General features: G+C 52.5%; 20 protein-coding genes and 1 pseudogene. 13 read left to right on the forward strand and 8 right to left on the reverse strand.

Translation table 11 applies throughout. The features are described from left to right. Window positions 1–5 precede the first annotated feature (5 nt). The 6 genes from P9H32_RS16720 to hisF all read left to right on the forward strand — a co-directional run bounded on the left by P9H32_RS16720 (window position 6) and on the right by hisF (window position 5,741). Window positions 6–191 (forward strand): DUF1016 N-terminal domain-containing protein, encoded by a 186-nt coding sequence (locus P9H32_RS16720; protein WP_322610064.1) that lies wholly within the window; start codon window positions 6–8, stop codon window positions 189–191. Next, entirely contained in the window at window positions 169–927 is a 759-nt protein-coding gene (gene radC / locus P9H32_RS16725) for a RadC family protein (RefSeq protein ID WP_322610065.1), read from the forward strand. The genes P9H32_RS16720 and radC overlap by 23 nt, the downstream gene beginning before the upstream one ends. A 96-nt stretch (window positions 928–1,023) precedes the next feature. After that, window positions 1,024–1,485 (forward strand): REP-associated tyrosine transposase, encoded by a 462-nt coding sequence (locus tag P9H32_RS16730; RefSeq protein WP_322610066.1) that lies wholly within the window; start codon window positions 1,024–1,026, stop codon window positions 1,483–1,485. A gap of 293 nt (window positions 1,486–1,778) precedes the next feature. Next, complete coding sequence (gene larC, locus P9H32_RS16735) at window positions 1,779–2,996, forward strand: nickel pincer cofactor biosynthesis protein LarC (RefSeq protein WP_322610067.1); 1,218 nt, start codon at window positions 1,779–1,781, stop codon at window positions 2,994–2,996. Beyond that, on the forward strand, window positions 2,996–4,912 hold the full coding sequence (locus P9H32_RS16740; protein ID WP_322610068.1) for an RNB domain-containing ribonuclease: 1,917 nt from the start codon (window positions 2,996–2,998) through the stop codon (window positions 4,910–4,912). The genes larC and P9H32_RS16740 overlap by 1 nt, the downstream gene beginning before the upstream one ends. A 70-nt stretch (window positions 4,913–4,982) precedes the next feature. Then, window positions 4,983–5,741, forward strand: a complete 759-nt coding sequence (hisF, locus tag P9H32_RS16745; protein ID WP_322610069.1) for an imidazole glycerol phosphate synthase subunit HisF — start codon at window positions 4,983–4,985, stop codon at window positions 5,739–5,741. 4 nt (window positions 5,742–5,745) lie between these two features. On the opposite strand, the gene P9H32_RS16750 is transcribed toward hisF, so the two are convergent. Next, a complete protein-coding gene (locus P9H32_RS16750) occupies window positions 5,746–6,579 on the reverse strand; it encodes a C-GCAxxG-C-C family protein (RefSeq protein ID WP_322610070.1) in 834 nt (277 codons plus the stop codon). A 177-nt stretch (window positions 6,580–6,756) separates the two neighbouring features. Here P9H32_RS16750 and P9H32_RS16755 point away from each other — a divergent pair, with 177 nt between their 5' ends. From P9H32_RS16755 to P9H32_RS16785, 7 genes are all read left to right on the forward strand, one after another. Then, window positions 6,757–7,173 carry a phosphoribosyl-AMP cyclohydrolase gene (locus tag P9H32_RS16755; RefSeq protein ID WP_322610071.1) on the forward strand — a complete coding sequence of 139 codons (417 nt, stop codon included), beginning with the start codon at window positions 6,757–6,759 and terminating at the stop codon, window positions 7,171–7,173. Between the two features lie 45 nt (window positions 7,174–7,218). Further along, window positions 7,219–8,676 carry a phosphomannomutase gene (locus tag P9H32_RS16760; RefSeq protein WP_322610072.1) on the forward strand — a complete coding sequence of 486 codons (1,458 nt, stop codon included), beginning with the start codon at window positions 7,219–7,221 and terminating at the stop codon, window positions 8,674–8,676. A 145-nt stretch (window positions 8,677–8,821) separates the two neighbouring features. After that, entirely contained in the window at window positions 8,822–11,740 is a 2,919-nt protein-coding gene (locus P9H32_RS16765; RefSeq protein ID WP_322610073.1) for a hypothetical protein, read from the forward strand. A gap of 162 nt (window positions 11,741–11,902) precedes the next feature. Beyond that, window positions 11,903–13,429 carry an anthranilate synthase component I gene (trpE, locus tag P9H32_RS16770; protein ID WP_322610074.1) on the forward strand — a complete coding sequence of 509 codons (1,527 nt, stop codon included), beginning with the start codon at window positions 11,903–11,905 and terminating at the stop codon, window positions 13,427–13,429. Between the two features lie 2 nt (window positions 13,430–13,431). After that, window positions 13,432–13,995, forward strand: a complete 564-nt coding sequence (locus P9H32_RS16775; protein WP_322610075.1) for an anthranilate synthase component II — start codon at window positions 13,432–13,434, stop codon at window positions 13,993–13,995. 104 nt (window positions 13,996–14,099) lie between these two features. Further along, entirely contained in the window at window positions 14,100–15,008 is a 909-nt protein-coding gene (locus P9H32_RS16780) for a DUF362 domain-containing protein (RefSeq protein ID WP_322610076.1), read from the forward strand. After that, a complete protein-coding gene (locus tag P9H32_RS16785; RefSeq protein WP_322610077.1) occupies window positions 15,008–16,270 on the forward strand; it encodes a 4Fe-4S dicluster domain-containing protein in 1,263 nt (420 codons plus the stop codon). Before P9H32_RS16780 ends, P9H32_RS16785 begins: the two co-directional genes overlap by 1 nt. A 148-nt stretch (window positions 16,271–16,418) precedes the next feature. Here P9H32_RS16785 and P9H32_RS16790 read toward each other — a convergent pair whose 3' ends face one another. The 7 genes and pseudogenes from P9H32_RS16790 to P9H32_RS16815 all read right to left on the reverse strand — a co-directional run bounded on the left by P9H32_RS16790 (window position 16,419) and on the right by P9H32_RS16815 (window position 23,350). After that, window positions 16,419–18,023, reverse strand: a complete 1,605-nt coding sequence (locus P9H32_RS16790; protein ID WP_322610078.1) for an NAD+ synthase — start codon at window positions 18,021–18,023, stop codon at window positions 16,419–16,421. 62 nt (window positions 18,024–18,085) lie between these two features. Beyond that, window positions 18,086–19,570 (reverse strand): IMP dehydrogenase, encoded by a 1,485-nt coding sequence (guaB, locus tag P9H32_RS16795; RefSeq protein WP_322610079.1) that lies wholly within the window; start codon window positions 19,568–19,570, stop codon window positions 18,086–18,088. Window positions 19,571–20,466: 896 nt separating this feature from the next. Continuing rightward, on the reverse strand, window positions 20,467–20,910 hold the full coding sequence (locus tag P9H32_RS16800; protein ID WP_322610080.1) for a hypothetical protein: 444 nt from the start codon (window positions 20,908–20,910) through the stop codon (window positions 20,467–20,469). Next, window positions 20,907–22,394, reverse strand: coding sequence for a pilus assembly PilX N-terminal domain-containing protein (locus P9H32_RS16805; RefSeq protein ID WP_322610081.1), 1,488 nt, complete (start codon window positions 22,392–22,394; stop codon window positions 20,907–20,909). Before P9H32_RS16805 ends, P9H32_RS16800 begins: the two co-directional genes overlap by 4 nt. A 9-nt stretch (window positions 22,395–22,403) precedes the next feature. Continuing rightward, window positions 22,404–22,796 carry a hypothetical protein gene (locus tag P9H32_RS16810; protein ID WP_322610082.1) on the reverse strand — a complete coding sequence of 131 codons (393 nt, stop codon included), beginning with the start codon at window positions 22,794–22,796 and terminating at the stop codon, window positions 22,404–22,406. 9 nt (window positions 22,797–22,805) lie between these two features. Further along, window positions 22,806–22,886 (reverse strand): annotated as a pseudogene (locus P9H32_RS18190) (prepilin-type N-terminal cleavage/methylation domain-containing protein); the annotation flags it as partial. Between the two features lie 8 nt (window positions 22,887–22,894). Then, window positions 22,895–23,350: a type IV pilus modification PilV family protein gene (locus tag P9H32_RS16815; protein ID WP_322610083.1), complete on the reverse strand. Its 456-nt coding sequence runs from the start codon at window positions 23,348–23,350 to the stop codon at window positions 22,895–22,897. Window positions 23,351–23,558 lie beyond the last annotated feature (208 nt).

Below are 23,558 nucleotides of genomic sequence, written 5' to 3' on the forward strand. Positions count from 1 at the left end.
GCTCAATGCGAAAAGATAATCATCAGCTGGATCCTCCCGATTTGTTCGGGTGCGTTGTTTCGTTCCTCGAAATCGCCCGGACCCATGTCGTGCATGCCGTCAAATCCGAAATGGTCATCGCCTATGCGCTCATCGGGCGTGAAATTGTGGAAGAGGCGATGGCGCACTATGGAGAAAATGCCGATGCATGAAGAGGTCTCTTATTCCGTAAAACACGACGCGCTGCGGGTCTGCGATATGCCGGCACAGCTCCGCCCGCGCGAGGAATTTGAGCGGGTCGGGGCGGAGAATGTTTCCGATGCGGTGCTGCTGGCTCTGATTCTCCGGACCGGGACCAAAGGCATGAATGTGGTTGAGGTGTCGCAACGTCTGCTTTCTTCCTTTGGATCGCTTACGGCACTGGCCAAAGCTTCGGAGAAAGAAATTCAGTCCATCAACAGCATCGGACCCGTCAAAGCCCAGATGATTAAGGCGGCCATGGAGCTGGCGCAGCGTTTGACGCGAGAGAGCGTCGGAGAAAGCCCGATGGTGGTGACGCCTGAGCAGGCGGCGGCTGTATTGCGGGAACGCGCGCGCATTCTGCAGAAAGAAGTATTCTGGGCGCTGATGCTCGATGCCAAAAACCGTTTGATCGGCGAGCCGCAGAAAATCAGCGAAGGCACGCTGACCAGCAGTCTGGTACATCCCAGAGAGCTGTTTAAAAAAGCCCTTGAACTGTCCTGTGCCTCCATGATTCTCGCGCACAATCATCCGTCCGGCGACCCAACGCCCTCGGCGGAAGACATCAAAGTCACCAGGCAGCTGATCGGTGCCGGCGAGGTGATGGGCATCAAGGTGCTGGATCACATCGTCATCGGTCATCGCCGCACAAATTCGAATACCGATTTTCTCAGCCTGCGCGAAGCCGGGTTGGTTCGATTCAATTAAGGAGGTCGGGACCTCGGCTACAGAAGAATGTGTAGGGCGCCGGAAGTTGAATCGGTGTAGGGCGGGGCTGTAACCCCGCCGTGGTGGAGGAGAAATATGCCGGAACGAAGACACCTGAAAAGACTCGGTTGCGTTTATCAAAGCCATCCCCGCTATTTCATTACGACCTGCACCTATCATCGCCGCAATCTCCTCGCTCATTCTGCGATTCATGAAATCCTTCGTGAGCATTGGGCGAAGTCATTGGATCTATACGGGTGGCCCATTGGTTCTTATGTCATCATGCCGGATCATGTGCATTTCTTTTGTGCGGATGTCGGAAGTACAACCCCGCTTTCTAAAATGATCGGCGCATGGAAACAATGGAGTGCCAAAGCAATTGGTTCAAAGATTGGAATTCAGGCACCGCTTTGGCAAAGGGAATTTTTCGATCATCTGATCCGTTCTGATGAATCATATTCCGAAAAATGGGACTATATCCGGCAAAACCCCGTCAGAGCAGGGTTGGTTGAAGATTCCAAGGATTGGAAATATTCCGGGCATATACATTATGTTTGAAATCCCTGAATCACGACGATGTATGTAGGGCGGGGGCCGTGACCCCGCCTTTCGGTGGAAAGGTATTGCGTGGCGAGCGAGGTCGGGGACATCGGCTACAGGTTTATGTAGGGCGGGGGCCGTGACCCCGCTGGACGGTGGAATGGCCTTTCGGTGGAATGGTGTTGCGTGCGTGGCGAGGTCGGGGACCTCGGCTGCAGAGGGGCGGGCGGGATCTCGGCTGCAGAGGGGCGGGCGGGATCTCGGCTAGAGGCTTGGTTCCGATTCTAAAACCTGCCATGCTCCCGCGCATTATGAGCAGAACTTTACATTTTGAAAGTATTGGCGGGGCGAGCGGGGATATGATTCTCGGGGCGCTGGTGAGTTTGGGTGTTTCGGTGGACGAGCTGAATGAAGAGCTGAAATCGCTGAAGGTGGATCCGTTCGAGATTGTGGTCGATGAAATCGTCGAGCAGGGCATGAGCGGGGTGCGCGGGGAGGTCGTTTTGCACGAGCACCATCATCACCATCATGACCACGACCATGATCACCACCACGGGCATGACCACGACCATCATCACGGGCGCCACCTGAGCACGATTAAAAAACTGATCGAAGCAAGCGCGCTTCCAGACCCTGTAAAATCCCAGGCTTTGGATGTTTTTCAGAAAATCGGTGAAGCGGAAGCGGCGATTCACGGCGTCGATATTGAAAAGATCCATTTTCATGAAGTCGGGGCGATGGATTCGATCGTCGATATTGTCGGAAGCTGTCTGGCCCTTGAAAAGCTGGGCGTGGATGAAGTTTCCATCCGGAATCTCCCGCAGGGGCACGGGACCATTGAATGTGCACATGGAACGTATCCCAATCCGGCCCCGGCGACGCTCCGGATTCTGGAAGGTTTCCCGGTACAGGATGTGGATGAGCCGTTTGAACTGGTGACGCCGACCGGGGCCGCGCTGATGGCCAGTTGGCGTACGGCGGAAGTTCCAGTGATTGGAAGCCGGGCGGTTAAAACGGCCTACAGTTTCGGACATCGGCAACTGAACGGTCGGCCGAACCTATTGAGGGCGACGCTCTATGAATCAGCCGAGGATCAGACGGCTGACGAAGTGCTGGTGCTGGAGTGTAATCTGGATGATACGACGCCGGAATTGGTGGGTTGCCTGTTCAATCAATTGCTCGAAGCCGGTGCATTGGATGTGTTCACGGCGCCGGTTCAAATGAAAAAACAACGCTCCGGAATTTTACTCACAGTTCTATGTTTGCCGGCTGACCGCGATCGCATGCTGGATCTGATTTTTGCAGAATCAACCACGTTCGGCATCCGTGAGCGACTGGAGAAACGGACGGTGCTGGAGCGAAGTTTCCAAACCCTGGAAACACCGTTCGGTGATGTGCGGGTGAAGATCGGGAAACGGGGCGGGAAGGTGATTACAGCCTCGCCGGAAATTGAGGACTGCCGCCGATTGGCCAGAGAAAACAAGGTTGCGGTTCGCGAAGTGTATGACGCCGCTAAAAAGGAAATTTGATGTCGGATTTATTTAAACCGAAAAATTTAGTGCTGTTTAAGAAGGCTCCGGCTCTGGTGGAGCAGGTGGGGGATAAGATTGTAATTCAGCGCGCGGGCGGTAAGCAGGTGAAGGTGCGGCCCAAAGATATTGAGCTGCTGCATGAGGGGCCGATCACGGGGCTTCATGAACTGGATACTGAACCGGCGGGAAATATTGAAGAGGCGTGGGAACTGCTGCAGGGCGAGACGGTTTCGCTGACGGAGCTGGCGGAATTGATCTACGGTGAGGAGACGCCGGCGACGGTTTGGTTTGCGTGGCAGGCTCTGCAGGAAAATCTCTATTTTTCAGGAACGATGGAGTCAGTGACGGCGCAGCCGGAAGCGGAGGTGGCTGAGACGTTGGCGAAACGCCGCGCGAAGGCGGAAGAGGCCGCGCGCTGGACGGCTTATCTTGAGCGGGTGAAGACCGCGGCTGTGGAGCCGGAGGATTTTGAGCATCTGAGCGAGGTGGAGCGGCTGGCGTATGGGCGGGCTGTGACGAACCGGACGCTGAAGGAGCTGGGCATTGAGGTTCGGCCGGAAAAAGCGCACCGGCTGCTTTTGCAGCTGAAGATCTGGAATGAAACGGTCAATCCCTATCCGGCGCGCGAAGGGTGCGCGTTAGCGGAGCCCGGGCTGGCCATTCCGACGCTTCCGGATGAGGAGCGCGAGGATCTGACGGCGCTGGCGAGTTATGCCATTGATGATGACAACTGCAGCGATCCGGATGATGCGATCAGTCTGGACGGCGATGCGATCTGGGTGCACGTGGCCGATGCGGCGGCGCTGATTGCTCCGGAATCTGAACTTGATGTCGAAGCGCGGGCGCGCGGCGCAAATCTTTATCTGCCGGAAACGGTGATTCATATGCTGCCGGAAGGGGTGACGGAAATTCTTGGGCTGGGGCTGGCGGAAAAATCGCCGGCACTGTCGTTTAAAATTACGTGTGATGACGCGGGCACACCGCGGTGCGAAAAAATGGTGCCGAGCTGGGTGGCGGTGGAGCGTCTGAGTTATGCCGAGGTGGATGCACGCATGGAGGAGGCGCCGTTCGCGGATCTGTTGAAGTTTACAGAAAAATACCGGGCGCGTCGTGTTGCCCATGGTGCAACGGTGATTGATCTGCCGGAGGTGAAGCTGTCGGCTTCGGTTGAGGGCGGGTTGTATAATCTGATGGGGGAGCATGCGCTGGAACGGAGAGAAGCTGCTGATTATTCGGTGAGCGTGAAAGATCTGCCGCGCCTGAAAAGCCGGGATCTGGTTACCGACGCCATGCTGATGGCGGGTGAAGCCATTGCGCTGTTTTTGATGGAGCATGAGATTCCGGCGCCTTTTGCATCGCAGCCGCCGCCGGATGAGCCGTCGACGCCGGAGACAATGGCGGAAAAGTTTGCGTATCGGAAAAAGTTCAAGCGGTCGTCGCTGTCGCTGGAGCCGGGACTGCATGCGGGACTGGGGATTGAAACGTATACGCGCGTCACCAGCCCGCTGCGCCGCTATTCCGACCTGCTGGTGCATCAGCAACTGCGCGCCTGGCTGCGCGGCGAAGCGTTGATTTCGGAGGCTGATATGCTGTCGCGCACGGCGCAGGCGGATGTCGGGGGCGGGAGTACGGCGCGGGCGGAGCGGTCGAGCAATCGGCACTGGACGCTGCTGCATATGCAGCAGCAGCCGGAAAAGGTGTATCGCGGCGTTCTGGTGGATAAGCGGGATGACCGCGGCACGGTGCTGATTCCCGAACTGGCGATCGATGCCAAACTGCGCCGTATGGATAAGGTGGAGCTGGATGAAGAGGTTTTGGTTCAGCTCACGCGCGTGGATCTGTCCGATTTATCGTTTTCCTGTCGACGGGTGATGCCGGAGCGGGAAGAAAGCGGAGCGGCGGAATCTGAATAGGGGGAAATCCCGTTTGCGTTTTTCCAATGGCTGGAATATCGTTCGGGCCTTTAATTTTAAGGGACTTACCATGCTTGCGAAAAGAATCATACCCTGTCTGGATGTAACCGGCGGTCGTGTTGTTAAAGGGGTTAATTTTGTGGACCTGCGCGATGCGGGCGATCCGGTGGAATGCGCCAAGGCCTATGAAGCGCAGGGTGCGGATGAACTGACTTTTCTGGATATTACGGCGTCGAGCGACGGACGTGATACGATGGTGGACATTGTCCGGCGTTGCGCAGAGCAGGTTTTTATGCCGCTGACGGTCGGCGGGGGGATTCGTACGGCGCCGGATGTGCGGCGTATGCTGAAGGCCGGAGCGGACAAGGTTTCATTCAATACGGCGGCGATTAATAATCCGGATATTCTCAATGAGTGTTCGGAGTCGTTCGGTGCGCAGTGCACGGTGCTGGCCATTGATGCGCGGCGCAATGGCGACGGTACGTGGGGCGTTTATACACACGGCGGCCGGAATCCGACGGAGCTCGATGCCGTGAAGTGGGCGATTGAAGGTACACAGCGCGGTGCGGGCGAAATTCTGCTGACCAGTATGGACTGCGACGGATGCCGCGACGGCTACGATCTGGAACTGACCCGTACGATTTCAGAAGCGGTGAATGTGCCGGTGATTGCTTCGGGCGGTGCCGGAACGAAGCAGCATTTTGTGGATGCCGTAACCGAAGGGAAAGCAGATGCCGTGTTGGCGGCATCGCTGTTCCACTTCGGCGAGCTCACGGTCGGTGAGCTGAAGGAATACATGCGCGACAAGGGTGTGGAAGTACGCCTCTGAACCGCTACTCTTTTTCTTCGATGCATTTGTAGTGTACGTCGGCAAAGAGCCGGTGGCCGATTGATTTGGTGTGGCAGGCGGTGCAGCTCATCTGCCCGCTGGTATTCTCCAGTTTGCCTTCTTTGCCGTGACAGGTGAGGCAGGTATTCGACGTTTCACCGCTGAACATCGGAGTCTGGTATTCGCAGTCAAAATACCGGTTGAGCATGGCGGTGGCCTGGATGGCGACATCGGCCGAAAGCCGGCTGCAGCGTTCTTTCCGCTGTTTCCCGGCGGATCCGTGTCCGGAAACTTTGCACCAGTTGCTCACCGAGGCATGGCAGAGCGGTGAGCCTGCTTTTGAGGGTTCCGGCGTGTATTCGGTTACCGGATTTTCAGGTGAGTACACCGGCAGGTTGCTTTGCTCGTACCAGCGGAACAGGTCTGCAATCAGGGCATTCTGATCTTTTTTGTCGGGCACGACCAGGCCAATCATGGCCGCCGCTCCGTTCAATGCGCCGCAAAGGGTTCCGTATCCGCCGACTCCGCCGTGGCCGTATTTCATCATGTGTACGGGGAACGCGGTGTAGGGTTCGCCGAACCGGTCGGCCAATTGCTGGATTATACTGTTTGCCACGGCATACATGCAGCTGCCTTCGGCATAGCCGTTATAGGCAATCCGGCCGGTGTCGTCTGCGGAAAGTGTTCCATAGTTCCATTCAGTTTCCGTCTTGCCCGGTTCGAGTTTATGCTTTTTCTCTTCGGCCTTGGTATTGGTTTTAAAGGCGGTGGTCAGTGTGAGCAGGCAGGCTCCGCCGCCTGCTGCCGTACCGACAGCGAGTATGTTGCGTCGTTTCATTAATTTCCCCATGTTATCAGTTGTTGTGCTGCACCCCGTGTTACGCAGCGAAAATACAAAGAAATAACGACGCTGATGAAGCAGGCCGGACAGTCCGGTTTATAATCTGTATGTTGAGAAGATTGGCAAGGGGGCTGCGGGTGCGTATAGTTCGAGTTTTCATTTTAAGGAGAAATTATGAGCAAAGAATTGGAAGAAGGATTTGAATTGGCGCTGGACTGGAACAAACTGGAAAAGGCGGTTGAAGGAACAAAAGGAATTATTCCTGTGGCTGTGCAGAATGCAGATACAAAGGAAGTGATTCTGGTGGCCTATATCAATCAGCTTGCGTTTGAGGAATCACTCAAGCGAAAGATGCTGGTGCTGTGGAGCTCGTCGCGTCAGGAACTTTGGGTTAAAGGGCTGACTTCCGGAGAAACCTTTGAGCTGCTGGAAGCCTATGTGAACTGTGAGCAGAATTCATTGCTCTTCATTGTGCGCCCGAATCGCGGCGGTATCTGTCACACCAAGAATTCCAAAGGTGAGCCGCGCAACTGCTATTACCGCAAAATTGATCTGGATAATCCGACGAAGCTTGAAAATATGGACCCGTAAAACGGGGGTCTCATCAACCTTTAAAACCCGGAACCTTAGATTTTTATGAAAATTAAAATTAATGACTTGATGGCAAAGAGCGGTGTGAAATTCGGCACCAGCGGCGCGCGCGGCCTGGCGGTGGAGATGACCGATCAGGTCTGCTATGCCTACACCAAGGGGTTTCTCCAGTATCTGGAAGAATCGGGTGAACTGAAAAAAAACGGTGAATCGGTGGCCATTGCCGGTGATCTTCGTCCGAGCACCGGCCGCATTATGGGAGCGGTGGCCAAGGCCGCTGCTGATATGGGTTATGCGCCGGTAAACTGCGGGCGGATTCCTTCGCCGGCAGTGGCACTGTACGGTTTGGAAAACGGCTGTCCGGCCATTATGGTGACGGGAAGTCATATTCCGGCGGACCGCAACGGCATTAAGTTCAATAAATGCACCGGCGAAATTCTGAAGTTTGATGAGGAGCAGATCCGCGAACAGGTCGTTGAAACGGATGATTCGATTTTTACGGATGCCGGATTTAAACTTCCTGAAGAAAACATTGATGCACGAATTGAATATGTTCAGCGTTATCTGCGCGCATTTCCGAAAGACTGCCTGCAGGGCAGAAAGGTGGGCATCTATCAGCATTCAGCGGTGGGCCGCGATGTGCTGATTGAAATTTTTTCCGGACTGGGAGCGGATGTTACGCCGCTCGGATTTTCGGATACGTTTGTTCCGGTGGATACCGAAGCCATTCGCGAGGAGGATTATAAACTTGCGGCAGAGTGGTCGGCGCAGAACGGATTTGATGTGATCCTTTCTACGGACGGTGACAGCGACCGTCCACTGATTTCCGATGAAAACGGAATGTGGCTGCGCGGTGATGTGGCGGGTATTCTGGCCGCAAAATATCTGGGTGCGGATTCGGTCAGCACGCCGGTAAGTTGTAATACGGCGCTGGAAAAATGCGGATGGTTTGAAGATATCCGCCGGACGAAAATCGGTTCGCCTTTTGTGGTCGCATCGATGATCGAGGCCGACTTTTCCGGAAAAAAGGGGGTAGTCGGGTATGAAGCCAACGGTGGTTTTCTGACAAATTCCACCTTTTCAGTGTTTGGAAAAGAGCTGCGGGCTCTGCCTACGCGCGATGCGGTGCTTCCGGTGCTGAGCATTATTCTGCTCTCTATTCAGGAACGTAAACCGATCTCGCAACTGCTGGCGGATCTGCCCCAGCGTTTCACGGCGAGTGACCGCATTCAGGATTTTCCGACGGAAGAGAGCCGTAAGATTCTGGCACAGTTTGAGGACGTTTCTGCAATTGAGGATGCTTTCGGAGAACTGTTCGGAAAAGTTGAATCCATTGACCGCACGGATGGATTGCGCGTGACTTTCCAGTCATCGGAAGTGCTGCATATGCGTCCGTCGGGCAACGCGCCGGAGTTTCGCTGCTACAACGAAGCGGACTCGGAAGAGCGAGTGGTTGAAATGCAGAAGCAATCGATGGATGTGCTGCTGAAGCTGAAAGGCTGATGCGGTTTGCAATGTGACATGAGCGGAACTGATGGTGGTTCCGCTTTCTTTTTATTGATCAATGAGATCGTAAACAAAGTGTGTTTTGTTTGTGCGGAAGATGTTATAGGCTGATTTTTTATTTTTTTGATCGGAGGGAAACAGCATGAAAGAGTCCATAAAATCGCTACGGAATATCTCTTCCGGAAAATTTTTTCCGTCGTGGATTATATTCAGTTTCTGTTGTGCCGGATTATTCGAAGTTTTCGCTCAGACGAGCCTGGTGGAACGTTTTGAAACCACCAATGGATTTTCGATTTGTGATTCCGCATCTGAAACACCGGCCGTTATGCCGGGATCGGGTTATCTCTGGGGCGGGTACAGTCAGGCTTCGACCAGCGGCTGGCGGGCGAATGTGAATATCAGTGGCGGGCATCAGCGGCTCGAGCTTTATGCAAATACGAATCAGGATGCTGCCGTTTCGGCTAATTACAGCGGCACTTATTTTTATGCGGTTTTTGACACAAACGGAACAGCTTCAGCATCGCAGGCGCTGGAGCTGACGGGAATGGAAGCGGATATTTCCGGGGCCGCGCCGGAGCAGGAAATCCGCTGGCTGGTTCGCGATGCGAATTATGATTGGTATCTTTCGTCGGCAACGACTGTTGTTTCATCTGCGACGGTTGCGGTTGATCCGTCTCTGGTCGGCTGGCTTAAGGTGGATGATTCGGCAGCTTTGGAAATGAATGAGCTGGATGCCGATGCCAAGCACGCGATTGCTGCTCCTGTGACGCTGGTTGCGGGGGTTCCGGATTTGTCGGCTGTTACGGGCGGCGGACTTTATATTGAAACCGGGGATACGGATGATACAACGCAGTATAATTTTATTCTGACGGAATTGCGCTGGACGGGACTTCCGGCAGTCGTTCCGGAAACTCCGGATGAAACGGAACCGGATGCAGTTCCGGTCCGGGTGGATGTCACGCGGCGCCGATTGATCAACGGGCAGTTGGATATTATCCGGAAAAACCTGTTCAGCGTACATGCGGGAACCAGCGGGTTCAGTGCGGCTCAGCAGGAGTATGTATATGAAGATTTGGATGTTTATGCGGGCCGCAGTTTCGGAGTCATCTGGAAGATGAATCAGATTAAAGAGGATGCGGACCGGCCGGGCTATTGGGATCTGGATCAGATGAACAGTCAGGTTGTCAGTGCATCCAACAGCTGGGTAAATGCGGGAAGCCCTGCACATGACAATACGACCGATAAAATCACCACCAGTCATACCGGCACCCATTTTCCATCGGCCGAAGATATTGCCAATGCGCCGCCCAACGGATTCCGGACCTGGGATCATGACGCGAATGCCGAGTTTGTCTCGAAATATATCCAGATGTTTTATCCACGAATGACGTGGTATGAGTTTTCGAATGAAATCAACGGTGAAGCGGGTGAACTGGGCACGACCTGGAGCAATATCTGCGTATTGGCGAAAACGGTGGCCGATCGGGTGCATGCCGATAATCTAGGGACAAAATTTGTGGGATTCGGGGGGAAATGGCCGGCCTTTGAATATCAGAATTTCGGAATCTGGAATCGCGACTGGGTGGAGTTTATCGATATTGCCGGGGCATCGATGGATGCCTATTCCGTTCACCTCTATTCCCGCATGGGGCCCAATGCAGAGGCGATTATGGATATGATTAATAATTATTCCATGATCCGTCTGGGCGAGACCCGGCCGCTGATGATTACCGAGTTCGGGCATCTGCCGGATATGGAGGGGTCGTTGAATGAAAAGTTCTGGCAGAACATGCGGGGTCAGAATTCCTTTTTCTTCCAGTTTCTGGAACGCGGCGGGCTGATGGGGCGGAGTATTCCGTTCAATACGGCTAATTCGACCTCGTGGGCAAGTGCCATGCTGCAGGATGACGGCAACGGTAATTATGTCTGGACGGATATGATCCGGCTTTATGAATTCTGGCAGGATTTCCGCGGCGCACGCCTGGAGGTTTCATCCGGGAATTCTGATGTGCTGGTACATGCGTTACAGGACGGCAATACGGTTCGCTGGGTGATATACAATACCCTTGATTCGGACGTGAATGTGGAACCGGTTTATTTAACCGGTGATGCTTCAATTCTTTCAGCTGAAATTTCGAGGCTGTACTGGGACGGCGCTTCCGATGCAACGAAAGTGTCCAGCAGCTCCTTCAATTTTTCGGAAGAAGATCTCACCCTCAGCGGTTATGAAGCGGTAATGCTGACACTGAACCTTTCAGGGACGCCTTCCGGGCAGAAGGAAAATGAAAAAATAACGTATTTCGGCGATGCGATGATTTTGCCGATTGTCGGGGAATCGCCCGTCCGGGTGACGATCTCCGGAATTGATCGAAACAGAAATATTCTGAATGCGCGGTTGCGTATTTCCGCTGGAAATGTGGGGGCATGGATACCTTCATCGTTGCGGGTGAACGGTGAGCCGGTTTCCATGCCGTCCAATCAGATGGGGGATGCGACGGATCTGTTGCAGGCCTGGGAGGTGGATGTGCCGACGGCAATGCTGTCAGAGACCAATGTTATTTCTGTTACCTATGCCTCATCCGGAGGTCATCTGGCTTCGGCGGTGATGGATGTGACGTATGGAGATCCGCTGCAGCGCGACCTTGATGGTGACGGGTTGTCGGACGATTTTGAAATCCGTTATGCCGGCGAGGCGGAAGCCATGGAGCCGGGTGCAGATGAATTCAACGACGATTTGACGGCGCTGGATGAGTTTGCGATGGGGCTGAATCCGCGAGAGGACAATGCCGCGAATCTTCCGGAATTTAAATTTTTCAGCGAGGTGGGAGATGACTATTTCGGGGTGACGTATCGTCGGGCCTCCGAAGCGCAGCCGTTTGTGGATATTCAGGTGCTGCATTCCACCAATCTGGTTGAAGGGGCCGGGTGGCAGACGAATCAGACGGCAGTCATTCAGTCGGATCCGCTGATGGATGGTGTTGAGGCTGTGACGGAACGTCTGCTTTCTCCGGTTTCCGGATCGGACGCGGATTTTCTTAAAGTGGATGTGCGGACAAAATAGATCGGGGAAGTTCCGGGACGCCTGCATTCTATCTTTATCGTCATGTACTTTAAATGCATGAAGTTCGTTGGGGAGTCTGCCGTGGGCTTTAACACTGGACATTTTTAATTGCGATGGTTCGCGTAATGGCTACACTCGCTCCCTTTAACAGTGAGAGATTTCATGGCGATTATACCCGATAGAGCAACATTTCTGGAAAAAGCAAAGCAGGGGAATCTGGTGCCGGTCTGGAAAGAAGTTCTGGCCGATCAGGAAACACCGGTTTCCGCCTATAAACGGGTGCGGAAATATTTGCGCGAAAAAGATAAGACGTCGCACACCTATTTGCTGGAGTCGGTGGAGGGTGGAGAAAATATCGGCCGCTATTCGTTTATCGGCGGTAATCCGCGCACTATTCTGCGGGCTTATGGCCGTAAGGTGGAAATTCAGACCCGGGATAAAGCGTTGCAGGTGATCGAAGATATCGATCCGCTGGAAGCGCTGAAAAATCATATGGCGCAGTTTTCACCGGTGGTGGACGATCCGACGCTTCCGCGTTTCATCGGCGGCGCGGTCGGATTTCTCGGTTACGATGTGGTATCGCAGTTTGAGCCGCGGGTTCCAATCATTGGAAATGATGAAATCGGTAATCCGGATATGGTGTTCATGGTGACAGACGGGCTGATTATTTTTGACCGGGTGAATCATAACCTGCGGATTGTTGCGGATGCCCACATTGACGGTGATCCGAATGAAGCGTATGACAAGGCTCTGGCTCAGATTGATGAGCTGACTGATGCGCTGAAAACGGAGGTGACCCGGGTTCTGATTGATACACATACCGAAGTGGAACCGCTGGAACCGAAATCGAATACTTCAAAAGAAGAATTTGTGGGTATGGTTGAAAAGACCAAGGAATATATCCGAGCCGGCGATGTGATCCAGACGGTGATTTCCCAGCGATTTGAAGTGGAGAATGAGGCCGATTCGCTGGATGTCTACCGTGCGCTTCGGGCGGTGAATCCGTCGCCCTACATGTATTGCCTGGATATGGGAGAGAGTGCAATTGTCGGTACATCACCCGAAATTCTGGTGCGTTGCGAAGACAAAAAGGTGGAGGTTCGGCCTATTGCCGGAACGCGCCCGCGCGGAGCAACGCCGGAAGAGGATCGGGCTTATGAAAAGGATTTGCTGGCGGATCCGAAGGAAATTGCAGAGCATATTATGCTGGTCGATCTGGGGCGTAACGATGTCGGCCGCGTTTGTGAATTCAACTCCGTCGAAGTGCCGGATCTGATGGTGATTGAGCGCTACAGTCATGTGATGCATATTGTTTCCGATGTGACCGGTACACTGTCGGATGAGCATGATATTTTTGATGTTGTCCGCGCAAGTTTCCCGGCAGGGACGGTGAGCGGTGCGCCGAAAATCCGGGCCATGGAGATTATTGCAGAACTTGAGAAGAGTAAACGAGGACCGTATGCCGGATGTGTCGGCTATTTTGATTATAACGGAAACTTTGATGCGGCGATTACGATCCGTACGGTGATTCTGGATAAGAACAAAGCCTACGTTCAGGCTGGGGCCGGGATTGTTGCCGATTCGGTTCCGAGCAGTGAATATGAAGAGACGCGCAACAAGGCGCGCGGCATGATGAAAGCCCTGGCCCTGGCCAAGCATTACCACGCCGCCCGTACGGGAGGAGAATAACCATGATTCTGGTCATCGATAACTACGACTCTTTTACTTATAACCTTGTGCAGTATCTCGGCGAGCTGGGCGCGGAAATGCGCGTGTTCCGTAACGATGAAATTTCTGTTGCAGACGCCGTGGCACTGAATCCTGAAAAAGTACTGGTCAGCCCGGGGCCGTGTACGCCGAAAGAAGCGGGGATTTCCTGCGATATCATTCGCGAGTTCGGACCGCGGCTTCCGACCTTCGGGGTCTGTCTGGGACACCAGTCGATCGGCGATGTTTATGGCGGCAACGTCATACGGGCGGAACGGCTGATGCATGGAAAGACGTCGCCTATGATTCACGACAATAAGAGCGTGTTCAAAGGTTTGCCGAGTCCGTTTAATGCCACGCGCTATCATTCCCTGATTGTTGAGCGTGAAACCCTGCCGGACTGTCTGGAAATCACGGCCTGGACGGAAGAGGGTGAAATCATGGGGGTTCAACACAAAGAACATCCCGTTCACGGTGTTCAGTTCCACCCGGAATCGATTCTGACCGCAGAGGGTAAAAAACTCCTGCAGAACTTCCTGGACCTTTGATTACGGCTTAGCCGGATTCTGTCTAAAGTTGTGTGACCCTCTGTTTTAGAGTGGTTTAACGACAGCTTCTTCCGTCTTATATCCATAAGCAAAAGGAGCTTATCATGAAAACCGAATCTGCATCCCGTCGCGCATTTGTCAAAACCACCGCCGCCGGTACGGTCGTGGCGGCCGCATCCGGTGCGCATGCTGTTTCTCCGGATAAAGTAGAGGTCTGGATCCTGCATGGTAAAGACAATCGTAAGCTCATGGAAAAAGCCATGGGGATTGTCGTTGAAAACGGCGGTTTTGGACCCCATGTAGAAACTCTGGCGCTGAAGGTGAATGCCGCCTGGGGACGGGAGCCGGAGGTCGGGGCCAACACCCATCCGGAACTCATCGATGTTTTTCTGAAAAACGCGAAAGCAGGCGGCGTTAAAAAAATTACGATTCCGGAGCATCCCTGCAGTGCGGCTAAAATCGCCTTCGATCGGAGCGGCATTGAAAAGGTTGCGAAAAAACATAAGTGCAGGATGATCGACCTGAAGAAGAAGCAGAAGAGCTTCCGCAAAGTTGAGATACCCGGGGGGCGTAAGCTCAAGGAAGCCGAGGTGGCGGGTGAATATCTGGATGCCGATGCTGTTGTGAATATGCCCGTGGCCAAGCACCACAGCGGAGCCACGGTTTCCGCCGCTATGAAAAACTGGATGGGGATTGTGAAGGATCGCCGTCATTGGCACCGTACGGATCTGCATCAGTGCATTGCGGATTTTTCCACATTTATCAAACCGGCCTGGACCATCGTCGATGCTACACGCGTGATGATGGATCATGGCCCGCAGGGACCAGCCGAAAATCTTAAGATGCCTCATCTGCTGATTCTTTCAAAGGATCAGGTCGCCGCCGATGCCTGCGTGATGGATATCTTTGAGCGGGATCCGATGGATATCAAATACCTGAAGTATGCCGGGGAGATGGGAATTGGGGTTGTTGATAAAAGCTTAATGAATATTCACAACATAGAAGTTGGCTGATGATGAGTGGAGACGGGTTCTATAAAAAACATAAGCAGGCGATTCGCTGGTCGGTTCGTTTGTTTATTCTCGGGCTTAGCATCTTTTTTCTGATCGGCGGACCGTTGCCGGAGCATGCCGTACGCTGGGTTCCCGCATTAAGTCCACTCGCGGCATTGTCGTCCACATTGGCGCATCAGGTATGGTATGTCTCGCTCGTCTGGACACTTCCGGCCCTTGGAATTCTTTTGCTCAGCCTGTTGAAAGGACGCTTCTTCTGTCGATGGATCTGTCCATTAGGCACCATTTATTCCATTCCATCGCAGTTCAGTGCAAAAAAAAGAATTCTGCCATGGAAGCTGAACGGATACCTCTTCTGGTTTACGATTTCGGCGTCGGTGGCCGGGCTGCCTTTGATTCTGTTTCTTGACCCGCTTTCGACTTTCACCCGGTTCGGAGTACTCGGACAGGGGACTGCGCATGCCATGGCATGGATTCCCGGAGCGCTGATACCTGTTTTCTTACTGCTGAGTTTTGTTCAACCTCACATTTGGTGCATGCAGCTCTGTCCGCTGGGATACATGGTTGAGAAGCTTAAGGTGAAAACGCCGCAGACTGATAGATCGATAAAATCCAGCCGTCGTGAAATTTTAACCGGTTTGGCGCTGGGGGTTCCGACAGCCATGGTCTTAAAACAGAATGCCAGGGCTGTACAGCCTCCGGTATTGCCGCCCGGCGCCAAAACGCTGGATGATTTTGCGGCAACCTGCATGCGTTGTTACGCCTGTGTGAAAGCCTGTCCAACCGGTGTGTTGACAGTGCGGAAAGAGGGGGGGCTGGCAGAGCTCTGTCTGCCCGAAATGGACTTTGATCGAATGGATGGGTCATATTGTGAGCAGTACTGTAATATCTGCACTACAGTTTGCCCCACTGGAGCCATACAGTTTTTAAGCGAAGAAAATAAACAGATGCGTAGAATTGCAACCGCCCGTATACGCCGGGGAGCCTGTCTGGCTTGGGAAGACCGACAGGAGTGTATGGCCTGCGATGAATTCTGCAGTTATAACGCCATTGAAATGCACGATGGTAAAGATGGAATCCCTTTGCCGGAAATCAATCCGCTGAAATGCAGGGGCTGCGGGGCCTGCAGGAATATCTGCCCGGCCGTCAAAAAAGGGAATGCCATCGAAATAACGCCATTATCAGAGCAGACGGTGGTTACGACTCAAGATGAAGAATCGGCTGTTGAGCACGGTCGCCGCAGACGTCGCTGGGCGCTCTAATCGAGATACTTGATCTGTTCCAAATTTCACACATTGCAATGTATGAAGTTTATATATGGCCCTTATTTAATGACTGGTTGTATTTTTCATACATTGCAATGTATGAAATTAAGGCGAGTTAAGGATTACAGGCTTTTAAGCGCAGTCTTTAGTTTCGGTAGCGGTTGACGATCGGGATGCGCCGATCGCGATCGAATGATTTCGGAGTAATTTTTACGCCGGGCGGTGATTGGCGGCGTTTATATTCGCTGAGTTCGACGGCATGTACTACACGGCGGACAATGGTCTCGTCGTAGCCCTTTTCAATTAGGGATGAAATGCCCATATCGTTTTCCACATAATCTTCGAGGATTGGATCGAGTTCTTCGTATGGAGGCAGAGAATCGGAATCTTTCTGGTCGGGCCGCAATTCAGCTGAAGGGGGCCGTTCGATGATGCCCGGTGGGATAACGATGCCGCCGGTCTGTTCATTGCGCCATCGACAGAGCTCAAAGACGAGGGTTTTGGGTACATCTTTAATGACGGCAAATCCGCCGGCCATATCGCCGTAGATGGTACAATAGCCCATGGCCATTTCACTCTTGTTTCCAGTAGTCAGTACGAGCCAGCCATATTCGTTGGAGAGCGCCATGATGAGGTTTCCACGAATACGGGCCTGCAGGTTTTCCTCGGCCAGTCCAGGAGTTTTGTCCTTTCCCCATATTTTTGACAGTTCGCCTTTAAACTCATTATAAAGGCCTTTGATGGGGATTTCGTGAAATTCGATATCGAGGATCTTTGCCATTTCGTGGGCATCGCCCAGCGTTCCCGAAGAGGAATACTGGGAGGGCATGGTAACGGAGGCGACGCGGTCTTTACCCAGAGCATCGACGGCAATGGCGAGAACCAGTGCGGAGTCAATGCCGCCGGACAGGGCGACGACGACACGTTTGAAGCCGATTTTATTTACATAATCGCGCAGGCCAAGCTTGAGGGCTTCGTACACTTCCTCCAGGTCCGGAAGAGGTTTTTCTTTGCGGGAGGGAGATTCTTCGAAATAGAGAATATCCTCTTCGAACTGTTTTGCGCGGGCAATGCGGGATCCGTCGGGAGCAAAAACCATGCTGGCACCGTCGAAGACGAGCTCATCCTGTCCGCCGATCAGATTGCAGTAGAGCAGGGTGCTTTTAAGTTTCTTCGCGGTTTCTGCGAGTACATTGATTCGGTCATTCAGCAGTTTTCCGCGGTGATAGGGCGAGGCGGAAAGATTAATGAGCAGGTCAATGTTCCTGTTTTCCAGCGATTGGACGGCTTTTCCGGAAGGGGCCCAGGAATCCTCGCAAATATGGACGGCGGCTTTTTTCCCGTGAATGTCGAGAATCAGAGGCTGGGAGCCGGCTTCAAACAGTCGTTTTTCATCGAAAACGCCATAATTCGGGAGCAGCATTTTCCGGTATTCCCCGATGATTTCCGAACCTTGGAAAACCAGTGCGGCGTTGTATTTTTTCCCTTCTCGGGAAATGGGCGTTCCGACAACGATGACGGGCTCGGACGGAAATTCCTTTCCGAGCCGGGTCAGGAGGGCTTCACAATCGCCACAGAAGTGATCTTTCAGAATCAGATCTTCGGGCGGATATCCGGACAGGGCGAGCTCGGGAAAAACGATCAGTCCGGCTCCAGCGTTGAAGGCTTCCCATGCTTTGGAAATGATACGGTCGGCATTATTTGCCAGTGCGCCGACCGTCGGATTCATTTGAATCAGTGCTGTTTTCATATGTGAGCCGTGACGATGGAGCCGTGAGGCATGGGAATCACACCTCACGATTCTCGCATCATCTACCTTCTGTAGTTCGGCGCTTCTTTAGTGATTTTGATGTCGTGCGCGTGGGCTTCGACGGCTCCGGCTCCGGAAACGCGAACAAATTTTCCGGTGGATTTGAGTTCCGGAATGGTTCGTGCTCCACAATATCCGAGGCTGGCCTGCAGCCCGCCGCAGTACTGTTTCATCACTTTACTGACGGTGCCGGCGAAAGGAACCATGCCTTCGATGCCCTGCGGTACGATATCGTCGTCATCACTCAGTCCGTAGCGCTGACGGGAACCTTCGCGGGACTTCATGGCATCGAGCGATCCCATACCGCGGTAAATAACAAACTGACGGCCTTCATAAATAATTTTTTCACCGGGGGATTCTTCGGTGCCGGCCAATACGGATCCCATCATGACGGTGTCGGCACCGGCCACGAGGGCCTTGGCAATGTCGCCCGAATTTCGGATGCCGCCGTCGGCGACAACCGGGATTTCGCCTTTGAGTGCACTTGCTGCAGCATAAATGGCGGAAATCTGCGGAATGCCGACGCCGGCAACGACACGGGTGGTGCAGATGGATCCGGGGCCGATTCCGACTTTTACGGCATCAGCTCCGGCATCACGCAAGGCCAGCGCAGCTTCGCCTGTGGCGATATTTCCACCGATCACGTCAATATGGGGGAATTTATTTTTCACCCAGGAAACCATATCGATTACGCCTTTGGTGTGGCCGTGTGCGGTGTCTACCACCAGCACGTCCACTTCACGGTCGTTGAGAATTTCCGCGCGCTCGTAATCGCCGGGGCCGACGCCGGCAGCAACGCGCAGGCGGTATTGTTCGTCGCGATTAAACAGCGGTTCTTCATTTTCAATCAGGCGTCGGACGTCAGCATAGGAATAAAGGGCGACCAGTTTGCCTTTATCAACCAGCGGAAGTTTGCCGATTTTATGCTCCTGCATAATTTCATACGCTTGCTTTAAATTCGTGTCCGGCGAAGCGGTGATAACATTTTTTGTCATGATATCAGTGACGGAGGCGCGCTTTGAACGCGAAAAACGGATATCCTTCGAAGTCAGTATGCCGACCAGTTTTCCATCATTATCCATGATCGGAAATCCATTGAAGCTATATCCTTTTTCGGCTCGCCGAATCGCAATCGTTTCAAGCGTATCGTTCGTGGAGAATGTGATGGGGTCGGAGATCAGTCCGTTGAGGTGGTGTTTTACCCGACTGACCTGCTGGGCCTGAACTTCCGGTTCGAGGTTCTTATGAATCACTCCGATACCGCCCATCATCGCCATGGCGTTGGCCATGCGGCCTTCGGTTACGGTATCCATGGCGGCTGAGAGGAACGGGATTTTTACGCTCACGTTGCGGGTCAGCCTGGAAGAGATGTCGGTGTCGCCCGGCAGAAAGTCTGCATATTGGGTAATCAGTGACACATCATCAAAGGTAAGGCCTTCATATTTGAAGGTGTTCATGAAGTCTTGGATATATTGGTTTCGGCTCATAGATTTTGCATCCTTTTGCCGTACTATTCTGTGCAGAACATCCGAAGGAGTCAAGCGCAGTGATCAAGGAATGATGGCGTAAGAGGGGCTTTCGAAGAATTAGACGCTGAAAGGCCGTGTTATTGTGCTGTTTCCTGAGATTGGAAAACGGCGCGTTTTCTCATGGGGGACGGGCGCAGCGCAACCGGTTCTCTTTTCTATTTCGAAAAAGGGGCCTTTCCGGTTTGGGGCTGATTGAAAATAAGTCCACTGAACGGTAGGGACTTTCTTTTTAGAAATGTCATGTATGTTACTGACGCGAGCATGAAGGCTGCAGGTCGAGAATGCCGGATTGGAACTGTGCGTGTTGCCGGAAAATTCGGTCGGCGAATTCTGAAGTGTTTGAGCGGGGGCATGAACAGCAATACGACAACGGATTTTCTTCGGGATTTCAGTGCCGACTATAGTGTCCTAGTTGAAGCGCGTGAGTTTGAGCAGGCATAACGTCTTCGGCATTACTTCCTTTCTGTGCAACGAAGGAAATGAGGGGGAAAGGATTCATGTGCAATAGAAATTCCAGAATCTGATTGATCAATTTAATTCAGCGGCGATGAAAGTGGAGGCATTCTGCATGAAACAAGGTTGTTTATCTGTTTGATAGCTGTTGCTGAAAACGAAAAACATGAATTCCTTCGGAGCCGACTGGATTGCTATCGGACGCTGGCATGCTGATCTTCCGATCGTATGGATCTGTCAACACGGTGAACGAAAAGAAACACTTCAAAACAGCGGCGGGAACCGGGGGCTGCGGTTTCTATAGCGTGTCCGATAAAAACTTCTATTCGTTCAGGCATCGCGTGGTAGGCAGGAGTGGGCTTCAGCGGAGTGTCCGTAATGGAGAGAATCGTGTCCTGCATTTACCAGGGCAGGTTGCCAGCTTCAATGAATTCCCATTTTTCGGCATCGGTCATGGTATTTGTGCCGCTGTCGAAGGTGGGGCTGAAGAGCATATCTTTCAGTCCTTCGCGGGCGGTAAAGAGATCGAAATCGTCCGGGAGTTTGATCGGTTCTTGATTTTCTAAGTTGTCGATGTGTTTGTGTATGGCATTCATGCGCCGGTCGTGCTCGTTTTCGGGCATGCTTTCGGCGGGTTCATCATTCACGATGTGGACGAATGTCGGTATTGACGTTCCATTCGGATTCGTTTCGTTTTGTGCGGGCGCGGAAAATGTTCCGGAGGCACTTTTTTGAGCAAGAGCGGCATCCTTTTTATCAATCCGTTTGGAGCAGCCGTGCTGAAGCAGTCCGGCAACGAGGCTGAGGATACAGATACTTAACAGGGTTTTATCGGTTGCACTCATGATTCCGGGGAGATTTCCTGCCAGGAGTCAAATGTCAGCTTACTGTACAGGGGGGGGTAGAATGGGGGCGGCATATAGGCGAACCGCCAATCAAATACATAATTTTTATCAAAACTGTGCGATGTTTTTCCGGTATAGGTACTGAAGGAGCCAACCGGTCCTCTTTCCTCCTGGACGATACCGCCGAGGAGGTTGATGAATCCCCGGGGATCGTAAGAGGTGTAGTTTTCGACGTAAAAACTGCCGGGATCATTTGAGGGGCTCTTACTACCGGTAGCCATGATCGTGGCGTCGATATGGATATTGTCCGGGGCATAGCCGGTAATGATTACATCGTCACCGCTGATCAATCCCAGAGCATCGTTGACTACGTCAGTATATTCAGACGGCAGATTATTGTCCTTCGCATAGGCTATGGCATCATTGACTGCGTCATTATCAAGCGGGTCAAGTGCATACTCCGTATGATCGTTAATATAGATGTCATCTTCGGTCACGATCGTGAGCCGGCCGTCCAGATCACCGCCATCCAGAGAGAGCGATCCCGGGGAGTTCTGAGTTACTGTTCGTGTGGATAAATCATAATACCCTTTGTTATAGCCGGCATAGTAATATCCGTATCGACGACTGTAGTTGTAGTCTCCCTTTTTTTTGCCGACATACTGATAGTAGCTTTCTGTTGTATCGATGGTTCCATCCTGAATATAAATCAGCTTTTCAGAGTCAAGGGTATAGGGTTCTTCATCCCAACCGTAAGCTTCGTTGGTGATCAAAACCTGGTTTCCGTCAAATTTAAAGGAGGTGGCCCCGGTGAGTAGAAGCGCATTGTCGGGATAGGTTTGCGCGAAGTATTTCATGTCGTCAAAATCGATTTCCGCCATCGATCCCATGGCGGTATTCATTTTGAACCCGCTTTTGAAATCCACGGAATTGGTGCTTCCTCCGTAACTGTTGGCCAGAGTGGTGAACACATCATTGAATTCCGGGTCACCGGAGAACCAGGGTTTACTGTCGGTATGAATGTGGCCCCAGAAGGTTTCACCATTTTTGAAATAGATGGATAGATTATTTTCCGCCCAGAAGGCGAACTGAGCATAGGTTGCGCTTCGGGCATTCCTGATTTCAATGGCTTTTCTCTGTCCATTAAATTCGCCGACGGAAACAATATTTCCGGAATAGAAGTTTGTTTTTTCCAGATCCCAGTCGAAACTGCCGACACCGTTTGTCCCGGTGCCTGAGTATGAGTCAGGAATATTCACTCCACGTTCCGATACAAACTGACAGGCTTCTTCGACGCCGGCTTCTGCATAATACAGCGCCTGTGCGGCATCCACCTTCGTTTGAGTCGAGAAAAAATACTGCGTGCTGAGTGTAAGTAAACTGCCCATGGCTATCGTCAGCACAAACATGATAATGAGGATCGTGAGCAGAACGGATCCGTTGCGGTTTGTATTTTTCGTTGTCATCAATTGAGGCTTCATCATGGTCGTTCCTCAGGGATTTCTGGGTTGGATGGTTGTGCTGTATTCACGTGTCGAACTGTTTCGTCCTTGCCGGGAGGTTACAGAGAGGGTCAGTGTTATGCGGTTGTTCGCATATGACAGGGTGGAGGCTTCCACATTGCGGGCAAAAATATTCCCGTTAAAATCAGAGATGGTTCCGGCAGATGCGTTATACGTATAACCGGCGTTGGGTTTGTCGTCCGTAATGCTCCAGCCATCGTTGTCAGAAGTCCACCGGATTAATCCTTTATAAAACTCGCGCAACCCAACCGTTTCGGGGGTTCCCCGGACGATGCGTTCCAGCGCTCTGTTGGCATTGTGATCGGCATCCCTCCACACGGTTGCGGCATCCGATTGGGATAGATAAGCGATGAAAACTGTCATGAAACCAGCCATGGCAATCATAGCAAGAGAGAGTGAAATCATCACTTCGATTAAAGTCAACCCCTGTTTAGATGTGCGGTGCGATATCATGACAAGTCCTAGTTGGCGTGGAGCGGGGCGCAAATTACAGTTTCCAATTCGAGTTCACGGTCGGCATCAGCCACTTCACTCCGCCAGTTGGTTCGGACGTTGATCAACTTGAGATTATCATCTCCTTCATACTTGGAGACCGTGTATGAAAACTGCTGCCCGTTTCGGGTGGTGGTATGATTTCCGATATTCAGTTCATCTTCGGTAAAAGCAAGGGATCGGAGATATTCAACAGCTCCGCGAGTCTGTTGGAGCGCATCAAGTCGGTTTGAGGAAGATCGCAGAATATCCATGGACTGGGTCAGCAGCATGAAAGCCGAGGAGACGGCCATTACGGAAATGAAGGAGGCAACCAGAACTTCTATCAATGTGAAGCCACCTTTTTTTGCCTTTCCATTCCGTGCAGCTTTACGCCCATGATCGATTTTCGATGCGATTGCCATATTATGAGGACCTTTCTTCATTATTTTCGATTACATATCCTGTCGGTTGAGGCCATTATCAATTAAGCAAACTCTATGCCATTGGTGTGTTTTGTTTATGCTCCGCTCAAAACAAATTAATTTGCTGCAAGGGCGGGTGCGCGGTGGGTCATATCCGGTTTAAACGGAATTTTATGTTTTAAGAGTCTGTAAGCGGGGGGCACAGAGAGGGGCGGGTGGTGGGTCTGAT

This window comes from Pontiella agarivorans (assembly GCF_034531395.1).
In the GTDB taxonomy this organism is placed as follows: Bacteria; Verrucomicrobiota; Kiritimatiellia; order Kiritimatiellales; family Pontiellaceae; genus Pontiella; species Pontiella agarivorans.

Coding starts and splice junctions, on each gene's coding strand:
- P9H32_RS16760 (WP_322610072.1), top strand. CDS start 7,219: ATGAAAATTAAAATTAATGACTTGATGGCAAAGAGCGGTGTGAAATTC.
- P9H32_RS16750 (WP_322610070.1), bottom strand. CDS start 6,579: ATGAAACGACGCAACATACTCGCTGTCGGTACGGCAGCAGGCGGCGGA.
- guaB (WP_322610079.1), bottom strand. CDS start 19,570: ATGAGCCGAAACCAATATATCCAAGACTTCATGAACACCTTCAAATAT.
- P9H32_RS16810 (WP_322610082.1), bottom strand. CDS start 22,796: ATGACAGTTTTCATCGCTTATCTATCCCAATCGGATGCCGCAACCGTG.
- P9H32_RS16730 (WP_322610066.1), top strand. CDS start 1,024: ATGCCGGAACGAAGACACCTGAAAAGACTCGGTTGCGTTTATCAAAGC.
- P9H32_RS16785 (WP_322610077.1), top strand. CDS start 15,008: ATGATGAGTGGAGACGGGTTCTATAAAAAACATAAGCAGGCGATTCGC.
- P9H32_RS16755 (WP_322610071.1), top strand. CDS start 6,757: ATGAGCAAAGAATTGGAAGAAGGATTTGAATTGGCGCTGGACTGGAAC.
- hisF (WP_322610069.1), top strand. CDS start 4,983: ATGCTTGCGAAAAGAATCATACCCTGTCTGGATGTAACCGGCGGTCGT.
- radC (WP_322610065.1), top strand. CDS start 169: ATGGAGAAAATGCCGATGCATGAAGAGGTCTCTTATTCCGTAAAACAC.
- P9H32_RS16720 (WP_322610064.1), top strand. CDS start 6: ATGCGAAAAGATAATCATCAGCTGGATCCTCCCGATTTGTTCGGGTGC.
- P9H32_RS16780 (WP_322610076.1), top strand. CDS start 14,100: ATGAAAACCGAATCTGCATCCCGTCGCGCATTTGTCAAAACCACCGCC.
- P9H32_RS16775 (WP_322610075.1), top strand. CDS start 13,432: ATGATTCTGGTCATCGATAACTACGACTCTTTTACTTATAACCTTGTG.
- larC (WP_322610067.1), top strand. CDS start 1,779: ATGAGCAGAACTTTACATTTTGAAAGTATTGGCGGGGCGAGCGGGGAT.
- P9H32_RS16815 (WP_322610083.1), bottom strand. CDS start 23,350: ATGAAGAAAGGTCCTCATAATATGGCAATCGCATCGAAAATCGATCAT.
- P9H32_RS16765 (WP_322610073.1), top strand. CDS start 8,822: ATGAAAGAGTCCATAAAATCGCTACGGAATATCTCTTCCGGAAAATTT.
- P9H32_RS16805 (WP_322610081.1), bottom strand. CDS start 22,394: ATGATGAAGCCTCAATTGATGACAACGAAAAATACAAACCGCAACGGA.
- trpE (WP_322610074.1), top strand. CDS start 11,903: ATGGCGATTATACCCGATAGAGCAACATTTCTGGAAAAAGCAAAGCAG.
- P9H32_RS16740 (WP_322610068.1), top strand. CDS start 2,996: ATGTCGGATTTATTTAAACCGAAAAATTTAGTGCTGTTTAAGAAGGCT.
- P9H32_RS16790 (WP_322610078.1), bottom strand. CDS start 18,023: ATGAAAACAGCACTGATTCAAATGAATCCGACGGTCGGCGCACTGGCA.
- P9H32_RS16800 (WP_322610080.1), bottom strand. CDS start 20,910: ATGAGTGCAACCGATAAAACCCTGTTAAGTATCTGTATCCTCAGCCTC.